The sequence below is a fragment of the Oryzisolibacter propanilivorax genome, from assembly GCF_900103645.1.
Lineage (GTDB): Bacteria > Pseudomonadota > Gammaproteobacteria > Burkholderiales > Burkholderiaceae_C > Melaminivora > Melaminivora propanilivorax.
On record NZ_FNHP01000001.1, the window covers coordinates 166,484 to 181,064 of the forward strand.

At 69.4% G+C, this 14,581-nt stretch carries 12 protein-coding genes and 1 tRNA gene; 10 read left to right on the plus strand and 3 right to left on the minus strand.

The window, feature by feature from the left end:
* Positions 1–105 precede the first annotated feature (105 nt).
* Both phaR and rimO read left to right on the plus strand, forming a co-directional pair.
* Entirely contained in the window at positions 106–663 is a 558-nt protein-coding gene (gene phaR / locus BLQ61_RS00740) for a polyhydroxyalkanoate synthesis repressor PhaR (protein WP_091565466.1), read from the plus strand.
* A gap of 70 nt (positions 664–733) precedes the next feature.
* On the plus strand, positions 734–2,149 hold the full coding sequence (gene rimO / locus BLQ61_RS00745; RefSeq protein WP_091565468.1) for a 30S ribosomal protein S12 methylthiotransferase RimO: 1,416 nt from the start codon (positions 734–736) through the stop codon (positions 2,147–2,149).
* Between the two features lie 25 nt (positions 2,150–2,174).
* Here rimO and BLQ61_RS00750 read toward each other — a convergent pair whose 3' ends face one another.
* The 3 genes from BLQ61_RS00750 to BLQ61_RS17490 all read right to left on the minus strand — a co-directional run bounded on the left by BLQ61_RS00750 (position 2,175) and on the right by BLQ61_RS17490 (position 5,651).
* Positions 2,175–3,404, minus strand: coding sequence for an MFS transporter (locus tag BLQ61_RS00750; protein ID WP_091565471.1), 1,230 nt, complete (start codon positions 3,402–3,404; stop codon positions 2,175–2,177).
* 208 nt (positions 3,405–3,612) lie between these two features.
* Positions 3,613–4,167, minus strand: coding sequence for an elongation factor P (gene efp, locus BLQ61_RS00755; protein ID WP_091565473.1), 555 nt, complete (start codon positions 4,165–4,167; stop codon positions 3,613–3,615).
* A gap of 167 nt (positions 4,168–4,334) precedes the next feature.
* Positions 4,335–5,651 (minus strand): elongation factor P maturation arginine rhamnosyltransferase EarP, encoded by a 1,317-nt coding sequence (locus BLQ61_RS17490; protein ID WP_245703749.1) that lies wholly within the window; start codon positions 5,649–5,651, stop codon positions 4,335–4,337.
* An 83-nt stretch (positions 5,652–5,734) separates the two neighbouring features.
* On the opposite strand from BLQ61_RS17490, the gene BLQ61_RS00765 reads away from it, so the two are divergent.
* The 8 genes from BLQ61_RS00765 to BLQ61_RS00800 all read left to right on the plus strand — a co-directional run bounded on the left by BLQ61_RS00765 (position 5,735) and on the right by BLQ61_RS00800 (position 14,534).
* Positions 5,735–6,964 (plus strand): CaiB/BaiF CoA transferase family protein, encoded by a 1,230-nt coding sequence (locus tag BLQ61_RS00765; RefSeq protein ID WP_091566422.1) that lies wholly within the window; start codon positions 5,735–5,737, stop codon positions 6,962–6,964.
* Between the two features lie 161 nt (positions 6,965–7,125).
* Positions 7,126–8,415: a putative DNA modification/repair radical SAM protein gene (locus tag BLQ61_RS00770; RefSeq protein WP_091565476.1), complete on the plus strand. Its 1,290-nt coding sequence runs from the start codon at positions 7,126–7,128 to the stop codon at positions 8,413–8,415.
* Between the two features lie 12 nt (positions 8,416–8,427).
* On the plus strand, positions 8,428–9,408 hold the full coding sequence (locus tag BLQ61_RS00775; RefSeq protein WP_091565479.1) for a TIGR03915 family putative DNA repair protein: 981 nt from the start codon (positions 8,428–8,430) through the stop codon (positions 9,406–9,408).
* 105 nt (positions 9,409–9,513) lie between these two features.
* Positions 9,514–11,463 (plus strand): excinuclease ABC subunit UvrC, encoded by a 1,950-nt coding sequence (gene uvrC, locus BLQ61_RS00780; RefSeq protein ID WP_091565482.1) that lies wholly within the window; start codon positions 9,514–9,516, stop codon positions 11,461–11,463.
* A gap of 36 nt (positions 11,464–11,499) precedes the next feature.
* A complete protein-coding gene (gene pgsA, locus BLQ61_RS00785) occupies positions 11,500–12,066 on the plus strand; it encodes a CDP-diacylglycerol--glycerol-3-phosphate 3-phosphatidyltransferase (RefSeq protein ID WP_091565486.1) in 567 nt (188 codons plus the stop codon).
* A gap of 226 nt (positions 12,067–12,292) precedes the next feature.
* Complete coding sequence (locus tag BLQ61_RS00790) at positions 12,293–12,565, plus strand: HU family DNA-binding protein (RefSeq protein WP_091565488.1); 273 nt, start codon at positions 12,293–12,295, stop codon at positions 12,563–12,565.
* A 17-nt stretch (positions 12,566–12,582) separates the two neighbouring features.
* Positions 12,583–12,658, plus strand: a tRNA-Val gene (locus BLQ61_RS00795).
* A 259-nt stretch (positions 12,659–12,917) separates the two neighbouring features.
* Positions 12,918–14,534, plus strand: coding sequence for an ABC transporter substrate-binding protein (locus BLQ61_RS00800; RefSeq protein ID WP_425415592.1), 1,617 nt, complete (start codon positions 12,918–12,920; stop codon positions 14,532–14,534).
* Positions 14,535–14,581 lie beyond the last annotated feature (47 nt).

Genomic DNA, 14,581 nt, shown 5'->3' on the forward strand with positions numbered 1-14,581 from the left:
GGTATTCCAGCCAGCGCTGCCGCCAGGCGCCTGCCTAGAATCTGCTGCACTGCAATAACCCACCTGCCCGGCGCCGTGCGCTGCCAGGTCCCACAAGGATTCCCGGTGCCAGACCAGAACCACGACCCCAGCGACGAGCCCAGCCCGGCCGCGACGCCGCGCGAGCGCATCATCAAGAAGTACCCCAACCGGCGGCTGTACGACACCACCACCTCCACCTACATCACGCTGGCCGAGGTCAAGCAGCTGGTCATCGGCGGTGAGGCCGTGATGGTGCGCGATGCCAAGACCGGCGATGACCTGACGCGCAGCATCCTGCTGCAGATCATCCTGGAGGAGGAAGCCGGCGGCGCGCCCATGTTCAGCGAGACGGCGCTGGCAAACATCATCCGTTTCTACGGCCACGCCATGCAGGGCTACATGGGCGCCTACCTGGAAAAGAACGTGCAGATGTTCAGCGAGTTCCAGTCGCGCCTGGCCGAGCAGGCGCAGGGCCTGTCGCCCGAGAAGTGGGCGCAATTCATGCAGCTGAACTCGCCGCTGATGAAGAACTGGATGGGCAGCTACGCCGAGCAATCGCAAACCGCCTTCGCGCAGATGGGTGAGCAGATGCAGCGCCAGACCGACCAGATGCTGGAGGCGTTCGGCATGAAAAAGCGCTGACAGGCCCGGCGCCGGCGCCGCATGGCATGCGGCGCGCGCCGGTTTTCCCGGCTCTGGGAAAATACGGGCGATGAGCGACGCACATGCCCCCACCCTGAATCCTCCCCCCACCCCCGCGCAGGCGCCCAAGATCGGCTTCGTCAGCCTGGGCTGTCCGAAGAACCTCACCGATTCCGAACTCATCCTGACCCAGCTCTCGGCCGAGGGCTATCAGACGTCCAAGACCTTCGAGGGCGCGGACCTGGTGATCGTCAACACCTGCGGCTTCATCGACGACGCGGTGCGCGAGAGCCTGGACACCATCGGCGAGGCGCTGGCCGACAACGGCCGCGTCATCGTCACCGGCTGCCTGGGCGCCAAGGCGGGCAAGGACGGCGGCACGCTGATCCAGGACGTGCACCCCAGCGTGCTGGCCGTGACCGGCCCGCATGCCGCGCAGGAGGTCATGGACGCGGTGCACCGCAACCTGCCCAAGCCGCACGATCCGTTCCTCGACCTGGTGCCCGGCGCGTTCGGCGAGGCCGGCATCAAGCTCACGCCGCGCCACTACGCGTACCTGAAGATCAGCGAGGGCTGCAACCACCGCTGCACCTTCTGCATCATCCCGTCGATGCGCGGCGACCTGGTCTCGCGCCCGATCGGCGATGTGCTGAACGAGGCGCGCGCGCTGTTCGCCGGCGGCGTGAAGGAGCTGCTGGTGGTGAGCCAGGACACCTCCGCGTACGGTGTGGACGTGAAGTACCGCACGGGCTTCTGGGACGGCAAGCCGGTGCGCACGCGCACCCAGGAGCTGGTGCAGGCCCTGGGCGAACTGGCCAAGGAACACGGCGCCTGGGTGCGGCTGCACTACGTCTACCCGTACCCCAGCGTGGACGACCTGATCCCGCTCATGAACGACGGCCTGGTGCTGCCCTACCTGGACGTGCCGCTGCAGCACAGCCATCCGGATGTCCTCAAGCGCATGAAGCGCCCGGCCAGCGGCGAGAAGAACCTGGAGCGCATCCAGCGCTGGCGCGACGCCTGCCCGCAGCTGGTCATCCGCAGCACCTTCATCGCTGGCTTCCCCGGCGAGACCGAGGAGGAGTTCCAGCACCTGCTGGATTTCGTGCGCGAGGCGCAGATCGACCGCGCCGGCTGCTTCGCCTACAGCGACGTGCCCGGCGCCACGGCCAATGACCTGCCCGGCATGGTGCCGCAGGCGCTGCGCGAGGAGCGCCGCGCGCGCTTCATGGCGGTGGCCGAGGAAGTCTCCACCCAGCGCCTGACGCAGCGCGTGGGCAGCACCATGCAGGTGCTGGTCGACAAGGCCGTGGGCCTGGGTAAGAAGGGCGGCGTGGGCCGCAGCTATGCCGACGCGCCCGAGATCGACGGCTTGGTGCACCTGATGCCGCCGGAAAAGCTCAGCAAGACCTACAAGGCCGGCGAGTTCGTGCGCGCGCGCATCGTCGGCACGCAGGGCCACGATCTGGTGGGCCTGCCGGTCTGACTGACAGCGCTGCGCGGCGCGCCCGTCAGAGGTGGTGCCGCGCGGCCGCGTCCTGCGCCAGCGTCCAGCCGCGGCCGGCCTGCATGCCCAGCCAGCCGATCAGCACGCTCAAGGCCGCCATGCCTGCCAGCACCGGCGCCCAGCCACCCCAGACGGCCTGCACCCAACCGGCCAGGATCGGGCCGCCGGCGGCCAGCAGGTAGCCCAGCGTCTGCGCCATGCCCGACAGCGCGGCCGCCTGACCGGGGCTGCCGGTGCGCAGGCCCATGAACATCAGCGACAGCAGCATGCTGCCGCCCAGCCCCAGGCCAAAGCCGAAGGTCCAGAGCAACGCGGCCTGCGGCAGCCACCACAGGCCCAGCGCGCAGCCGCCCATCAGCGCCGCCACGCCCGCGGCCAGCAGGCGCTGGTCCTGCAGGCGCGGCACCACCGGCGCCAGCAGCAGGCCGGGAATCGCGGTGGCCAGCTGCATCACGCCGTGCAGCTGCCCGGCTGCCTGCGGCGACAGGCCGGCGGCCTTCAGCATGCTGGGCAGCCAGGTCACCAGCACGTAGTACAGCAGCGAGCTGAACCCCATGAACAGGCTGACCTGCCACGCCAGGCGCGAGCGCCACACCGGCACGAAGACGGCTGCGGCGGACTGCCGGGCAGCCGCGGCTTGCGCCGCCGGAGCGGGCAGGCGAGGCACGCGGGCCCACAACACCAGCGCCGGCAGGGCCAGCAGCAGCGGCGCCGCCAGCGCCCACTGCCAGCCCCAGGTGCGGTCCAGCCCGACCACGCTGGCCGATGCCAGCGCCGCCGCCAGCCCCATGCTGATCGAGTAGGCGCTGGTCATGGCCGCCACGCTGTCCGGAAAGTCGCGCTTGATCAGGCTGGGCAGCAATACGTTGGCCAACGCGATGCCGGCACCCATCAGGCAGGTGCCCAGGTACAGGCCCGCCAGCCCGCCAGTGGCGCGCAGCACCAGCCCCAGCAACACCAGCACCAGGCCGAGCAGCAGGGTGCGCTCCAGCCCCCAGGCCTTGCCACATGCCGGCGCGAACGGCGACAGCAGCGCAAACGCCAGCACCGGCAGGCTGGTCAGCAGCCCGGCCTGCGCCGGTGAGAGGGTGAATGCGGTTTGCAGCACGTCCAGCAGCGGCGCCACGCCGGTGATGGGCGCGCGCAGGTTGGCGGCGAGCAGCAGCACTGCGGCTACCAGCCAGGCGCTGCTTGGAACCCGGGATATACGGGCGAACAGGGCGGTTCCGGACATTCAGCCACCATAGCCCGGACCGGCGCCGGCGCCATCCGGCCGGCGTGATAGTGGCTAGCCGGCGCCGGGCCAGCGCCCGCTGCCCGCCCGTGGCAGACCGGCCAGCGGCCTGCAGTTGCCCGAAAACAAACAGGCCCCGCACGGGCGGGGCCTGTAGGCAAGTGGCAGTGCGCGGCGGATGGGCCGCGCGCTGGCGCTGCGGGGTGGATTACACGCGCTTGCGGTACTCGCCGGTGCGGGTGTCGATCTCGATCTTGTCGCCCTGCGACACGAACAGCGGTACCGGCACCTCGAAGCCGGTGGCGATCTTGGCGGGCTTGAGCACCTTGCCCGAGGTATCGCCCTTGACGGCCGGCTCGGTCCAGGTGATCTCGCGCTCGACGCTGGTGGGCAGCTCCACCGAGATGGCCTTGCCGTCGTAGAACACCACTTCGGCGGTCATGCCGTCTTCCAGGAAGCTGATGGCGTCGCCCATGTTGCCGGCCTCGACCTCGTACTGGTTGTACTCGGTGTCCATCCAGACGTACATCGGGTCGGCGAAGTAGGAGTAGGTGCACTCCTTCTTGTCCAGCACCACGTTGTCGATCTTGTCGTCGGCCTTGTAGACCAGCTCGGTGCCCATGTTGTTGAGCAGGCCCTTGAGCTTCATGCGCACGGTGGCGGCGCCGCGGCCGCCGCGGGCGTATTCGGTGCGTAGGACGATCATCGGGTCCTTGCCCTGCATGATGACGTTGCCGGCGCGGATTTCTTGAGCGAGTTTCATGGCTTGGCCTGAGAAAAGTGGAGGTTGGGCCGCTCGCACGGGGCGGGGCGAAACCGGCAGGACCTGCCTGAGTCACCCCGGCGCGTCCAAGTAAAGCGGCGGGGGGCGCCGGCGGCAGCGGCCGCAAGACGTGTGGCGCTGCCAGGGATGGCGCAAAGCCGGCAATTCTAGCTTTTCTGCCCGGCGAAACCCAGCAGTTGGGTCAACAAGTCCGGTTGCCGCATCAGGCGATCGCGCGCCGCCTGGATGCACGCGCGCCAGTCGGCCAGCGTGGCTGCCGCCAGCAGCGGCAGTTCCCGCGGCGCCGCCAGCCCGTTCCAGGCCAGGTGCGCGCGGCGCAGCGAGGCCGGCGCGTCCAGCCAGTCCAGGAAGGCGTGCAGCTTGGCGTGGTGCGCGTCGTCGTGCTGCGGGTAGATCTGCCAGACGCAGGGCTGGCCGGCCCAGAGCGCGCGCACCAGCGAGTCCTCGCCGCGCACGAAGTTCAGGTCGCAGGCCCAGAGCAACTCGTCGAAGCGGGGCTGGGGGCAATGCGGCAGGCATGAAATTGATAGCTGCCAGCCCTTGCCGTTCAAGGGCTGAGGCCCGTTTTGGCTTGCAATCGGCGCTTTTTGGGGTCTTTCTCCCTCTCCCGCGCGCGGGAGAGGGCCGGGGTGAGGGGGCTGGTCCAGGGCAGGCCGGGTGCCAGTTGCCACCCCCTCACCCCCGCCCTCTCCCCCAGCGGGGAGAGGGAGCAAGTCCAGGACGCCAGGGTGAAGTGCCGCCAGCGCCGCCGCAGCACGGCCGGGTGTTGCCAGCAGGTGCGCCGGACGTGGTCCGTCCCGTAGCTGCTGCACCAGATTCGCCAGCGCCGGCGGTTCGTAGCAAAACAGGCTGACGGCCAGCGCGTGCGGCGCCACGCCGCGCGCCGCGCGCCAGCCCGCGCGGTCGAACGCCGCCTGGCGCGCGGCCAGGTCGTCCTCGCGCAGCAGCCCGCCGGTGCGCGGCGTGAAGCCGGGATAGAAGAACCAGCGCGTCAGTCCCGCGCCCGCGCCACTGCCCACGGGCGAGGGCAGGCCGTGGCAGCGCTCGACATAGCCTTCGGCCGACAGGTATTCCAGGTTCAGCCACAGCGGCGCGCGGCCGTGCGTGCGGGCGCGCCCGGCCATGGCGGCGGCGAAGCCGGGCGGGGTCTCGCAGCCGAAGGCCTCGACCACCACATCGCCTGGGCCGTCCGCGGGCGCGTCGTGGTCCGCCGGCCAAGGCAGCACCCGCACGCCTGGCGCGCCGCTCGGCGCCATCCAGGCCAGCGCGCTGGCGTCGTCGGTCCACAGCCGCACGGCATGGCCGCGCGCGCCCAGCTGCGCCGCCAGGCGCCAGCACACGCCGATGTCGCCGAAGTTGTCGATGACGCGGCAGAGGATGTCCCAGCGCTGGGCCGGGCCGCCGGCGGCTGGCCGGGGCGATGAGGCGGGCAAGGGCACAGGTGAAATGACGCTGGAAGCCATGGCGGCGGTGATTATCGGCACGCCCCGCATGGCAAGATGCCGCGCGCCCCTTTGTCCCACTGCCGGCCCCTGCCGCGATGCCCATGGCCCAAGACCTTCGCCCCGATGTTTCCAGTCCCTCCGCGCCCCAGGCCCTGGCCGGTGTGCGCGTCGTCGAGATGGGCCAGTTGATCGCCGGCCCGTTCGCCGGCAAGACGCTGGGCGACTTCGGCGCCGACGTGGTCAAGATCGAGGCGCTGGGCACGGGCGACCCGCTGCGCCAGTGGCGCTTGCTGCAGGACGGCACGTCGGTGTGGTGGCAGGTGCAGTCGCGCAACAAGCAGTCCGTCGCACTGGACCTGCGCCAGCCGGAGGGCCAGGACATCGCCCGGCGCCTGATCGCCGAGGCCGACGTGCTGATCGAGAACTTCCGCCCCGGCACGCTGGAGGGCTGGGGCCTGGCGCCCGAGCAGCTGCATGCGCTCAACCCCGGCCTCATCGTGCTGCGCATCTCCGGCTACGGCCAGACCGGGCCGTACCGCGACCTGCCGGGCTTCGGCGTGGTGGGCGAGGCCATGGGCGGCCTGCGCCACCTGACGGCCGAGCCCGGGCGCGTGCCGGTGCGCGTCGGCGTGTCCATCGGCGACACGCTGGCGGCGCTGCACGGCACCATCGGCGTGCTGCTGGCGCTGTACCACCGCAAGGCGCACGGCGGCGCAGGCCAGGTAATCGACGTGGCGCTGCACGAAGCGGTGTTCAACTGCATGGAAAGCCTGATCCCCGAGTACAGCGCCTTCGGCGCGGTGCGCGAGCCGGCCGGCAGCGCGCTGCCGGGCATCGCGCCGTCCAACGCCTACCCCTGCCAGGACGGCTGGGTGCTGGTGGCCGGCAACGGCGACAGCATCTTCAAGCGGCTGATGGCCGCCATCGGGCGGCAAGACCTGGCCGACGACCCGCAGCTGGCCGGCAATGCAGGGCGCGTGGCGCGGGCGGAGGAGATCGACGCGGCCATCGCTGCCTGGACCGGCCCGCGCCAAGTGGCGGACGTGGTGCAGCAGCTGGCCGCCGCGCGCGTGCCGGCCGGCAAGGTCTACACCGCGCGCGACATCGCCGAGGACCCGCACTACCGCGCACGCGACATGCTGCTGACACAGACCACGCGCGAAGGGCGCGAGCTGCTGATGCCGGGCATCGTGCCCAAGCTCTCGGGCACGCCCGGGCGCGTGCGCGCCAGCGCCCCGCGCCTGGGCGAAGACACCGACGCGGTGCTGGCCGAGGCCGGGCTGACGCCCGGGCAGATCGCGCTGCTGCGTGCCAAGGGCGTGGTGCAGTAGCACCAGCTGGCGGGCGCCCCGCGGCGCGGAAGGTTTTGGGTGTTTTTGGCCTTCAGCCCTTGTATTTGAAGGGCCAAAAGCTATCGGAAAAATAGCAAAAAGGGCCAGGGCGATACGTGGTTCGGCTGGCGACCAAGGGCGAAATCCTGTAAATTCATACAGTGAATTTGCAATCCAAGCTCGCCATCCTGGCCGACGCGGCCAAGTACGACGCCTCGTGCGCGTCCAGCGGCGCCGCGCCGCGCGACTCGGTCGGCGGGCGCGGCATGGGCTCGACCGAAGGCATGGGCATCTGCCACAGCTATGCGCCGGACGGGCGCTGCATCTCGCTGCTCAAGGTGCTGCTGACCAACTACTGCCAGTACGACTGCCTGTACTGCGTGAACCGCGTCAGCTCCAACGTGCGGCGCGCCCGCTTCGCGGTGGAAGAGGTGGTACGGCTCACGCTGGACTTCTACCGACGCAACTGCATCGAGGGCCTGTTCCTGTCCAGCGGCATCATCCAGAGCCCGGACTACACCATGGAGCAGGTCGTCGAGGTGGCGCGCGTGCTGCGCGAGGAGCACGACTTTCGCGGCTACATCCACCTGAAAACCATCCCTGACGCCGCGCCCGAACTGCTGGAGCGCGCCGGCCGCTACGCCGACCGGTTGAGCATCAACATCGAGCTGCCCACGCAGGCGGGCCTGGCGGCGCTGGCGCCCGAAAAGGACGGTGTGGCCATCAAGCGCTCGATGGCGCGCATCGCCATCCATATCGCGGACGCGCGCCAGGCGCGGCGCGAGCAGGAGCGCGCGCCGGCCGCCGTGTCGCTGGGCGGCGCCAACGCCCGGCGCAGCACGCGCCGCGCGGCGGCGCCGGCGTTCGCGCCGGGCGGGCAGAGCACGCAGATGATCGTCGGCGCCGACGCCACCGACGACCGCACCATCCTGGCCACCAGCGCCGGCCTGTACGGCGTGCACCGGCTGCGGCGCGTGTACTACTCGGCCTTCAGCCCGATTCCCGACGCCGCGCGCGCGCTGCCGCTGGCCGCGCCGCCGCTCTTGCGCGAGCACCGGCTGTACCAGGCCGACTGGCTGATGCGCTTCTACGGCTTCGACCATGGCGAGATCGTGCCGCCCACCCAGAGCGGCATGCTGGCGCTGGACATGGACCCCAAGCTCGCCTGGGCGCTGGCGCACCGCGAACGCTTTCCGGTCAACGTCAACGCCGCCCCGCGCGAGCTGCTGCTGCGCGTGCCGGGCCTGGGCGTGGCGTCGGTGGACCGGCTGCTGGCCGCGCGCCGCGTGCGCCGCCTGCGCCACGCCGACCTGGTGCGGCTGCGGGTGCCGATGAAGAAGGTGCTGCACTTCGTCGAGACCCTGGACCATCGCCCCGGCCGCGCGCTGGACGCCGCCGACCTGGCCACCCGCTTGGCGCCGCCGCCAGTACAGGGCCGGCTGTTCGCCTGAAAGGCTGGGTTTGTGCATACCGTCACTTTGGCGCACCCCACCGACTGGCAGGGCTTTCGCCACGCGGCGCGTGCACTGGTGCAGGCGGGCGTCCTGCCGTCACAGGTGCAGTGGTGCACCGCGCAAGACGCCGACATCGACCTGTTCGCGCAGGCGGCGGATGGCGCGTGCCTGCCCCTGGCTGCCGGGAACAGTGCCCCGGCATGTAGCGCGGCGCGCGCCGCCGAGGATGGGGCAGCGGCGGGCGCCGAGGCACATCCCGCTGGAGCGCATGGCGTTGGCGCGGAGGGGAGCGCCGGACACCTGCCAGCGCCTGGCGTGGCGGCGCTGCACGTGCCCGCCGCCTTCGTGCGCCTGTGCCAGCGGCTGGTGCTGCACCGCGACCCGGCGCGCTTCGCGCTCATGTACCGCCTGCTGTGGCGCCTGGCGCACGAGCCCGCGCTGCGCCACGACCCGTTGGACGCCGACCGCCTGCAGGCCCAGCACATGGCGCGCGCCGTGGCGCGCGACCTGCACAAGATGCATGCCTTCGTGCGCTTTCGCCCGGTGACCGAAGCGGATGACCAGACGCTGCAAGTCGCCTGGTTCGAGCCGCGGCATTACATCGCCGAGGCGGCGGCGCCGTTCTTCGTGCGCCGCTTCACGCAGCTGCGCTGGGCCATCCTGACGCCCGATGCCAGCGTGCGCTGGGACGGCGCGCGCCTGCACCTGGGGCCTGGGGCGCAACGCGCCGACGCCCCGCCGCCAGACGCCGGCGAGGCCCTGTGGCTGACCTACTACCGCCACATCTTCAACCCCGCGCGCCTGAAGACCGCCGCCATGCACCGGGAGATGCCACGGCACTACTGGCGCAACCTGCCCGAGGCGGCGCTGATCGGCGAGCTGGTGCAGGGCGCGGCCTCGCGCAGCGCGCGCATGGTCGAGGCCGCGCCGACCACGCCGCGCCGACGCATCGCGGCACCTGGCACCGCGCCGCCACGCCGCCCGTCCTGAAACGCCTTCCCCGGTTTTCAAGCGATTGAGGCCTTTGGCCCTTGTCCAATAAGGGCCTGCAGCTATTGTTTTAGAAGCAGGCATGGCTGCCACCACAATATCGCCATGTCCGCTTCCCATTCCGATGAACTGCTGGCCCAGGTGGCGGCGCTACCTGGCCTGCCGGGCGTCTACCGCTACTTCGACGCCCAGGACACGCTGCTGTACGTGGGCAAGGCGCGCAACCTGAAAAAGCGCGTTTCCAGCTACTTCACCAAGCAGCATGGCGGCACGCGCATCGGCCACATGGTCGGCAAGATCGTGCGGCTGGAGACCACGGTGGTGCGCTCCGAGGCCGAGGCGCTGCTGCTGGAAAACAACCTCATCAAGTCGCTGAACCCCAAGTACAACATCCTGTTCCGCGACGACAAGAGCTACCCGTATCTGAAGATCACCGGCGTGGCCGCCCGGGACGGCACGGGCGACGCGCCCGGCCAACGCTTTCCGCGCATTGCCTACTACCGCGGCGGCACCGACAAGCGGCACCGCTACTTCGGCCCATACCCCGGTGCCTGGGCCGTGAAGGAGACCATCCAGCTGCTGCAAAAGGTGTTTCGCCTGCGCACCTGCGAGGACACGGTGTTCGCCAACCGCACGCGCCCGTGCCTGCTGCACCAGATCAAGCGCTGCACTGCGCCCTGTGTGGGCCTGATCAGCGCGCCCGCATACGCCGCCGACGTCGCCAGCGCCGAGGCCATGCTGCGCGGCGAGACGCAGGAACTGCTGGCGCAGCTGGAGGCGCGCATGCTGGAACATTCGCAGCAGCTGCAGTTCGAGCAGGCGGCCGAGGTGCGCAACCAGATCGCGGCGCTGTCGCGGGTGCTGCACCAGCAGGCCATCGAGACGGTGAGCGACAAGGACGTGGACATCCTGGCGGTGCGCGTGCAGGGCGGGCGCGCCTGCGTCAATCTGGCGATGGTGCGCGGCGGCCGACACCTGGGCGACCGGGCGTACTTTCCGGTGCATGTCGAGGACGCCGCGGCCATCCATCACGCCGAGGATGACGTGCCCGTGCCCGACGGGTTGCACAGCGTGGCGGCGCAGGTGCTGGCCGCCTTCATCGCCCAGCACTACATCGGTGTGCCAGTGCCGCCCACACTGATCGTCAGCGAGCCGGTGGACCCCGAGTTGCTGGCCGCCCTGGGCCAGCAGGCGGGGCAGCGCATCACCGCCGTGCAGCAGCCGCGCGAGCAGCGCCGCGCCTGGCTGGAGATGGCGCAGCGCGGCGCCGAAATCCAGCTGGCACGGCTGCTGGCCGAGGAGGGCTCGCAGCAGGCACGCACGCGCGCGCTGGCCGAGGTGCTGGACCTGGACCTGGAAAACCTGGACAGCATCACCATCGAGTGCTTCGACATCTCGCACACCGCCGGCGAGGCGACCCAGGCGTCGTGCGTGGTGTTCCACCACCACAAGATGCAAAACAGCGAGTACCGGCGCTACAAGATCGAGGGCATCACGCCCGGCGACGACTACGCCGCCATGCGCCAGGTCCTCACGCGGCGCTACGCGCACGTCGCCGAAGCCCAGCGCGAGGCCGGCGGCGCCGAGGTGAGCAACCGCCAGGCGCGCCTGCCCGACGTGGTGCTGATCGACGGTGGCAAGGGGCAGGTCAGCATGGCGCGCGAGGTGTTCACCGCGCTGGGGCTTGACATCGCGCGCATCGTCGGCGTGGAAAAGGGCGAGGGCCGTAAGGTCGGGCTGGAGGAGCTGGTGTTCGCCGACGGGCGCCCGAAGATCTTCCTCGGGCGCGACTCGGCGGCGCTGATGCTGGTGGCGCAGATCCGCGACGAGGCGCACCGCTTCGCCATCACCGGCATGCGCGCGGCGCGCGCCAAGGTGCGCGTGGGCGGCAGCCGGCTAGAGGACATCCCGGGCGTGGGGCCGAAAAAGCGTGCCCGGCTGCTGCAGCGCTTCGGCGGCGTGCGCGGCGTGGCGGACGCCAGCGTGCAGGACCTGGCCACGGTGGAGGGCATCTCGCCGGCGCTGGCCGAGGAGATCTACCGGGCGCTGCGCTGAAGAAACCCGGAAAACCCCATGCCACAATCGCGCCCCATGTTTCTCACCATCCCCACCGTCATGACCTGGACGCGCATCGTCGCGATCCCGCTGATCGTCGGGGTGTTCTACCTGCCGCTGGCGCCCGAGACGCGCAACCTGATCGCCACGGTGATGTTCATCGTGTTCGCCGCCACCGACTGGCTGGACGGCTTCCTGGCGCGCAAGCTGAACCAGACCTCGGCCTTTGGCGCCTTCCTCGACCCGGTGGCCGACAAGTTCCTGGTCTGCGCGTCGCTGCTGGTGCTGGTGCACCTGCAGCGCGCCGACGTGTTCGTCGGGCTGATCATCATCGGCCGCGAGATCGCCATCAGCGCGCTGCGCGAGTGGATGGCACAGATCGGCGCCAGCCGCAGCGTGGCCGTGCACATGCTGGGCAAGCTCAAGACCACGGTGCAGATGGTGGCCATCCCGTTCCTGTTGTACGACGGGCGCGTGGCGGGCATCGACACCGGCGTGTGGGGCATCTGGCTGATCTGGCTGGCGGCGGTGCTCACCGTCTGGTCCATGGCGTATTACCTGCAAAAGGCGTTGCCGGAAATCCGTGCCCGCGTGGCACGCTGAAGCCGGCGGCCCGCGCAGGTGTTCCGGCTTGCGCGGAGTGCGTGGCGCGTCAATCCCGTTTCAACCCGAAGCAGCGTTTGCGAGACACCCGCCGCTCGAGCCCGGCAAGCCCGACAATTGCGTCTAGAATTTGCCGCTTGTGCATGTGGTCGAGGCACGCAGGCAGATTTGTCTCCTGCAGTCCTTCCGGCCACATCCATTCACCGTCCATGCGGGAGCTTTTTCTGTGAACAAGACCGAATTGATCGAGCACATCGCCAACAATGCCGACATCTCCAAGGCCGCTGCCACACGCGCGCTGGAGTCCACGATCGATGCGGTCAAGAAGACGCTGAAGAAGGGCGGCACGGTATCGCTGGTGGGCTTTGGCACTTTCGCCGTCGGCAAGCGCGCGGCCCGCACCGGCCGCAATCCGCGTACCGGTGACACCATTAAAATCAAGGCCGCCAAGGTGCCGAAGTTCCGGCCCGGCAAGGCTTTGAAGGATGCCTTGAACTGAACACATGATGTGAAAGGGGGTGCTTAGCTCAGTTGGTAGAGCGGCGCCCTTACAAGGCGTAGGTCGGCGGTTCGAGCCCGTCAGCACCCACCACCCCTTTCCCCAAGCAAATCAAGGGCCTGGAGCAATTCCAGGCCCTTTTTCTTTGGCTGACGGCGCTGTACGGCAAGGCGCAGGGGCCGCACCCGTGGCTGCGAGGAGCTGGTGCCGCAGCGGATTCCTGCCACGGCAAGCGGCCGGTCCTTACTCGGTTTCCACTAAGGCCGGTGTATGTCGTGCCATGCCAGAATCGTCCGATCCCCATCCGCCGTCATGGCCGCGGATGGTTGTCACATTCAAGGAGATGAAGACGATGCACGTGGTTTGGAAACAGGGAGCGCTGGTGCTGGGCATGGCAGGTGCACTGGGTGCCGCACATGCGCAGCAGCTGACGATAGGGCTGGCGTCGGAGCCTACGGCCGCGGACCCGCACTATCACAAGATGACCACCAACGACTCCTTCACGGCTCACGTGTACGACTCGCTGGTCGGCCGCACGGCCAAGATGGAACTGGTGCCGGCGCTGGCCACTTCCTGGAAGAACCTCGACGATCTGACGTGGGAGTTCAAGCTGCGCAAGGACGTGAAGTTCTCCAACGGCGCACCGTTCACATCCAAGGACGTGCTGTTCACCATCTGCCGCACGCTGAACAACGAGACCAACGTCTCGCAGTCCTATATGGACACCACCAAGCGCCTGACCGATGTGCAGACGCCGGACCCCTACACGGTGATCGTGAAGACGGCCACGCCGATACCGCTGATCCCTGCCGAGTTCGCGCGCAACCTGCCTATCATCTCCAGTTCCATCGTCGCCTTCGATGGCTGGAAGTTCGCGCCCAAGGAGGGCTGCGGCTACAAGGGGCCCTGGCCTTCGGTGGCCGACTTCAACAGCGGCAAGATGGCCATCGGCACCGGGCCGTTCGTGCTCAAGAGCTATGTCAAGGGCACCGGCATCACGCTGGAGCGTAACGAGGGCTACTGGGGCGACAAGCCGCACTGGAAGACCGTCAAGATGGTGCCGGTGCCCGCCGCCGGCCCGCGCCTGACCGGCCTGCTCTCGGGCGACTATGACCTGATCGAGAACCCGGCCGCGCGCGACCTGGCGCGTGTCAAGCAGGATCCCAAGCTGTCTTACGTGGCCACGCCGTCCACGCGCCTGGTCTTCTTCCAGCCCGATATCGGCCGGGAAAACTCCCCGTTCTCCAAGGCGGCGGATGGCAAGAACCCGCTGCAGGACCTGCGCGTGCGCCGCGCCATCAACATGGCGATCGACCGCAAGGCGATCGTCGAGCGGCTGATGGACGGCATGGCCACGGTGGCCTACCAATACATGCCCGATGGCATGTTCGGCGGCCTGGCGCATGCGCCCGAGATCAAGTTCGACCCGGAAGGCGCGAAGAAGCTGCTGGCCGAGGCCGGCTATGCCAACGGCTTCGAGCTGACGCTGTCCTCGACGAACGACCGCTACATCAACGACGCCCAGGTGACCCAGGCCGTGGCGCAGTACCTGTCGCGCATCGGCATCAAGACCAAGGTCGATGCCATGACGGCCTCAATCTACTTCCCCAAGCGCGCCAAGCGTGAGTTCAGCTTTGCCATGGGCGGCTGGCCGTCGGAAAACGGTGAGGCCTCCGGGCTTTTCCAGCTGTGGGTCGCCTCCACTGATGCGCCCAAGGGCCAGGGCACCAGCAACTACGGCGGCTTTGTCAGCCCGGAGTTCGACAAGGTCTACATCCCGGCCGCCATCACCATGGACGAGGCCAAGCGCCGCTCCGAACTGGAGCGCGCCACGAAGATCGCCCTGGACAATGTGCCGCTGATCCCGCTGCACTTCGAAAGCAGCATCTGGGCCTTCAAGAAGGGGCTGACCTACGAAGGCCGCCGCGACCAGTACACCCTCGCGGCTTCGGTCAAGCCGGCCAAGTAAGGCTGGCGCATCGGCGCGCCGCCGCCAGCGATGGCAGCGGCGCGCCT

Excerpts from the sequence above, each read along its gene's own strand:
- BLQ61_RS00750 (WP_091565471.1), bottom strand. The coding sequence starts at position 3,404 with ATGTCCGGAACCGCCCTGTTCGCCCGTATATCCCGGGTTCCAAGCAGC.
- rimO (WP_091565468.1), top strand. The coding sequence starts at position 734 with ATGAGCGACGCACATGCCCCCACCCTGAATCCTCCCCCCACCCCCGCG.
- pgsA (WP_091565486.1), top strand. The coding sequence starts at position 11,500 with ATGTTTCTCACCATCCCCACCGTCATGACCTGGACGCGCATCGTCGCG.
- BLQ61_RS17490 (WP_245703749.1), bottom strand. The coding sequence starts at position 5,651 with ATGGCTTCCAGCGTCATTTCACCTGTGCCCTTGCCCGCCTCATCGCCC.
- BLQ61_RS00765 (WP_091566422.1), top strand. The coding sequence starts at position 5,735 with ATGGCCCAAGACCTTCGCCCCGATGTTTCCAGTCCCTCCGCGCCCCAG.
- uvrC (WP_091565482.1), top strand. The coding sequence starts at position 9,514 with ATGTCCGCTTCCCATTCCGATGAACTGCTGGCCCAGGTGGCGGCGCTA.
- BLQ61_RS00800 (WP_425415592.1), top strand. The coding sequence starts at position 12,918 with ATGCACGTGGTTTGGAAACAGGGAGCGCTGGTGCTGGGCATGGCAGGT.
- efp (WP_091565473.1), bottom strand. The coding sequence starts at position 4,167 with ATGAAACTCGCTCAAGAAATCCGCGCCGGCAACGTCATCATGCAGGGC.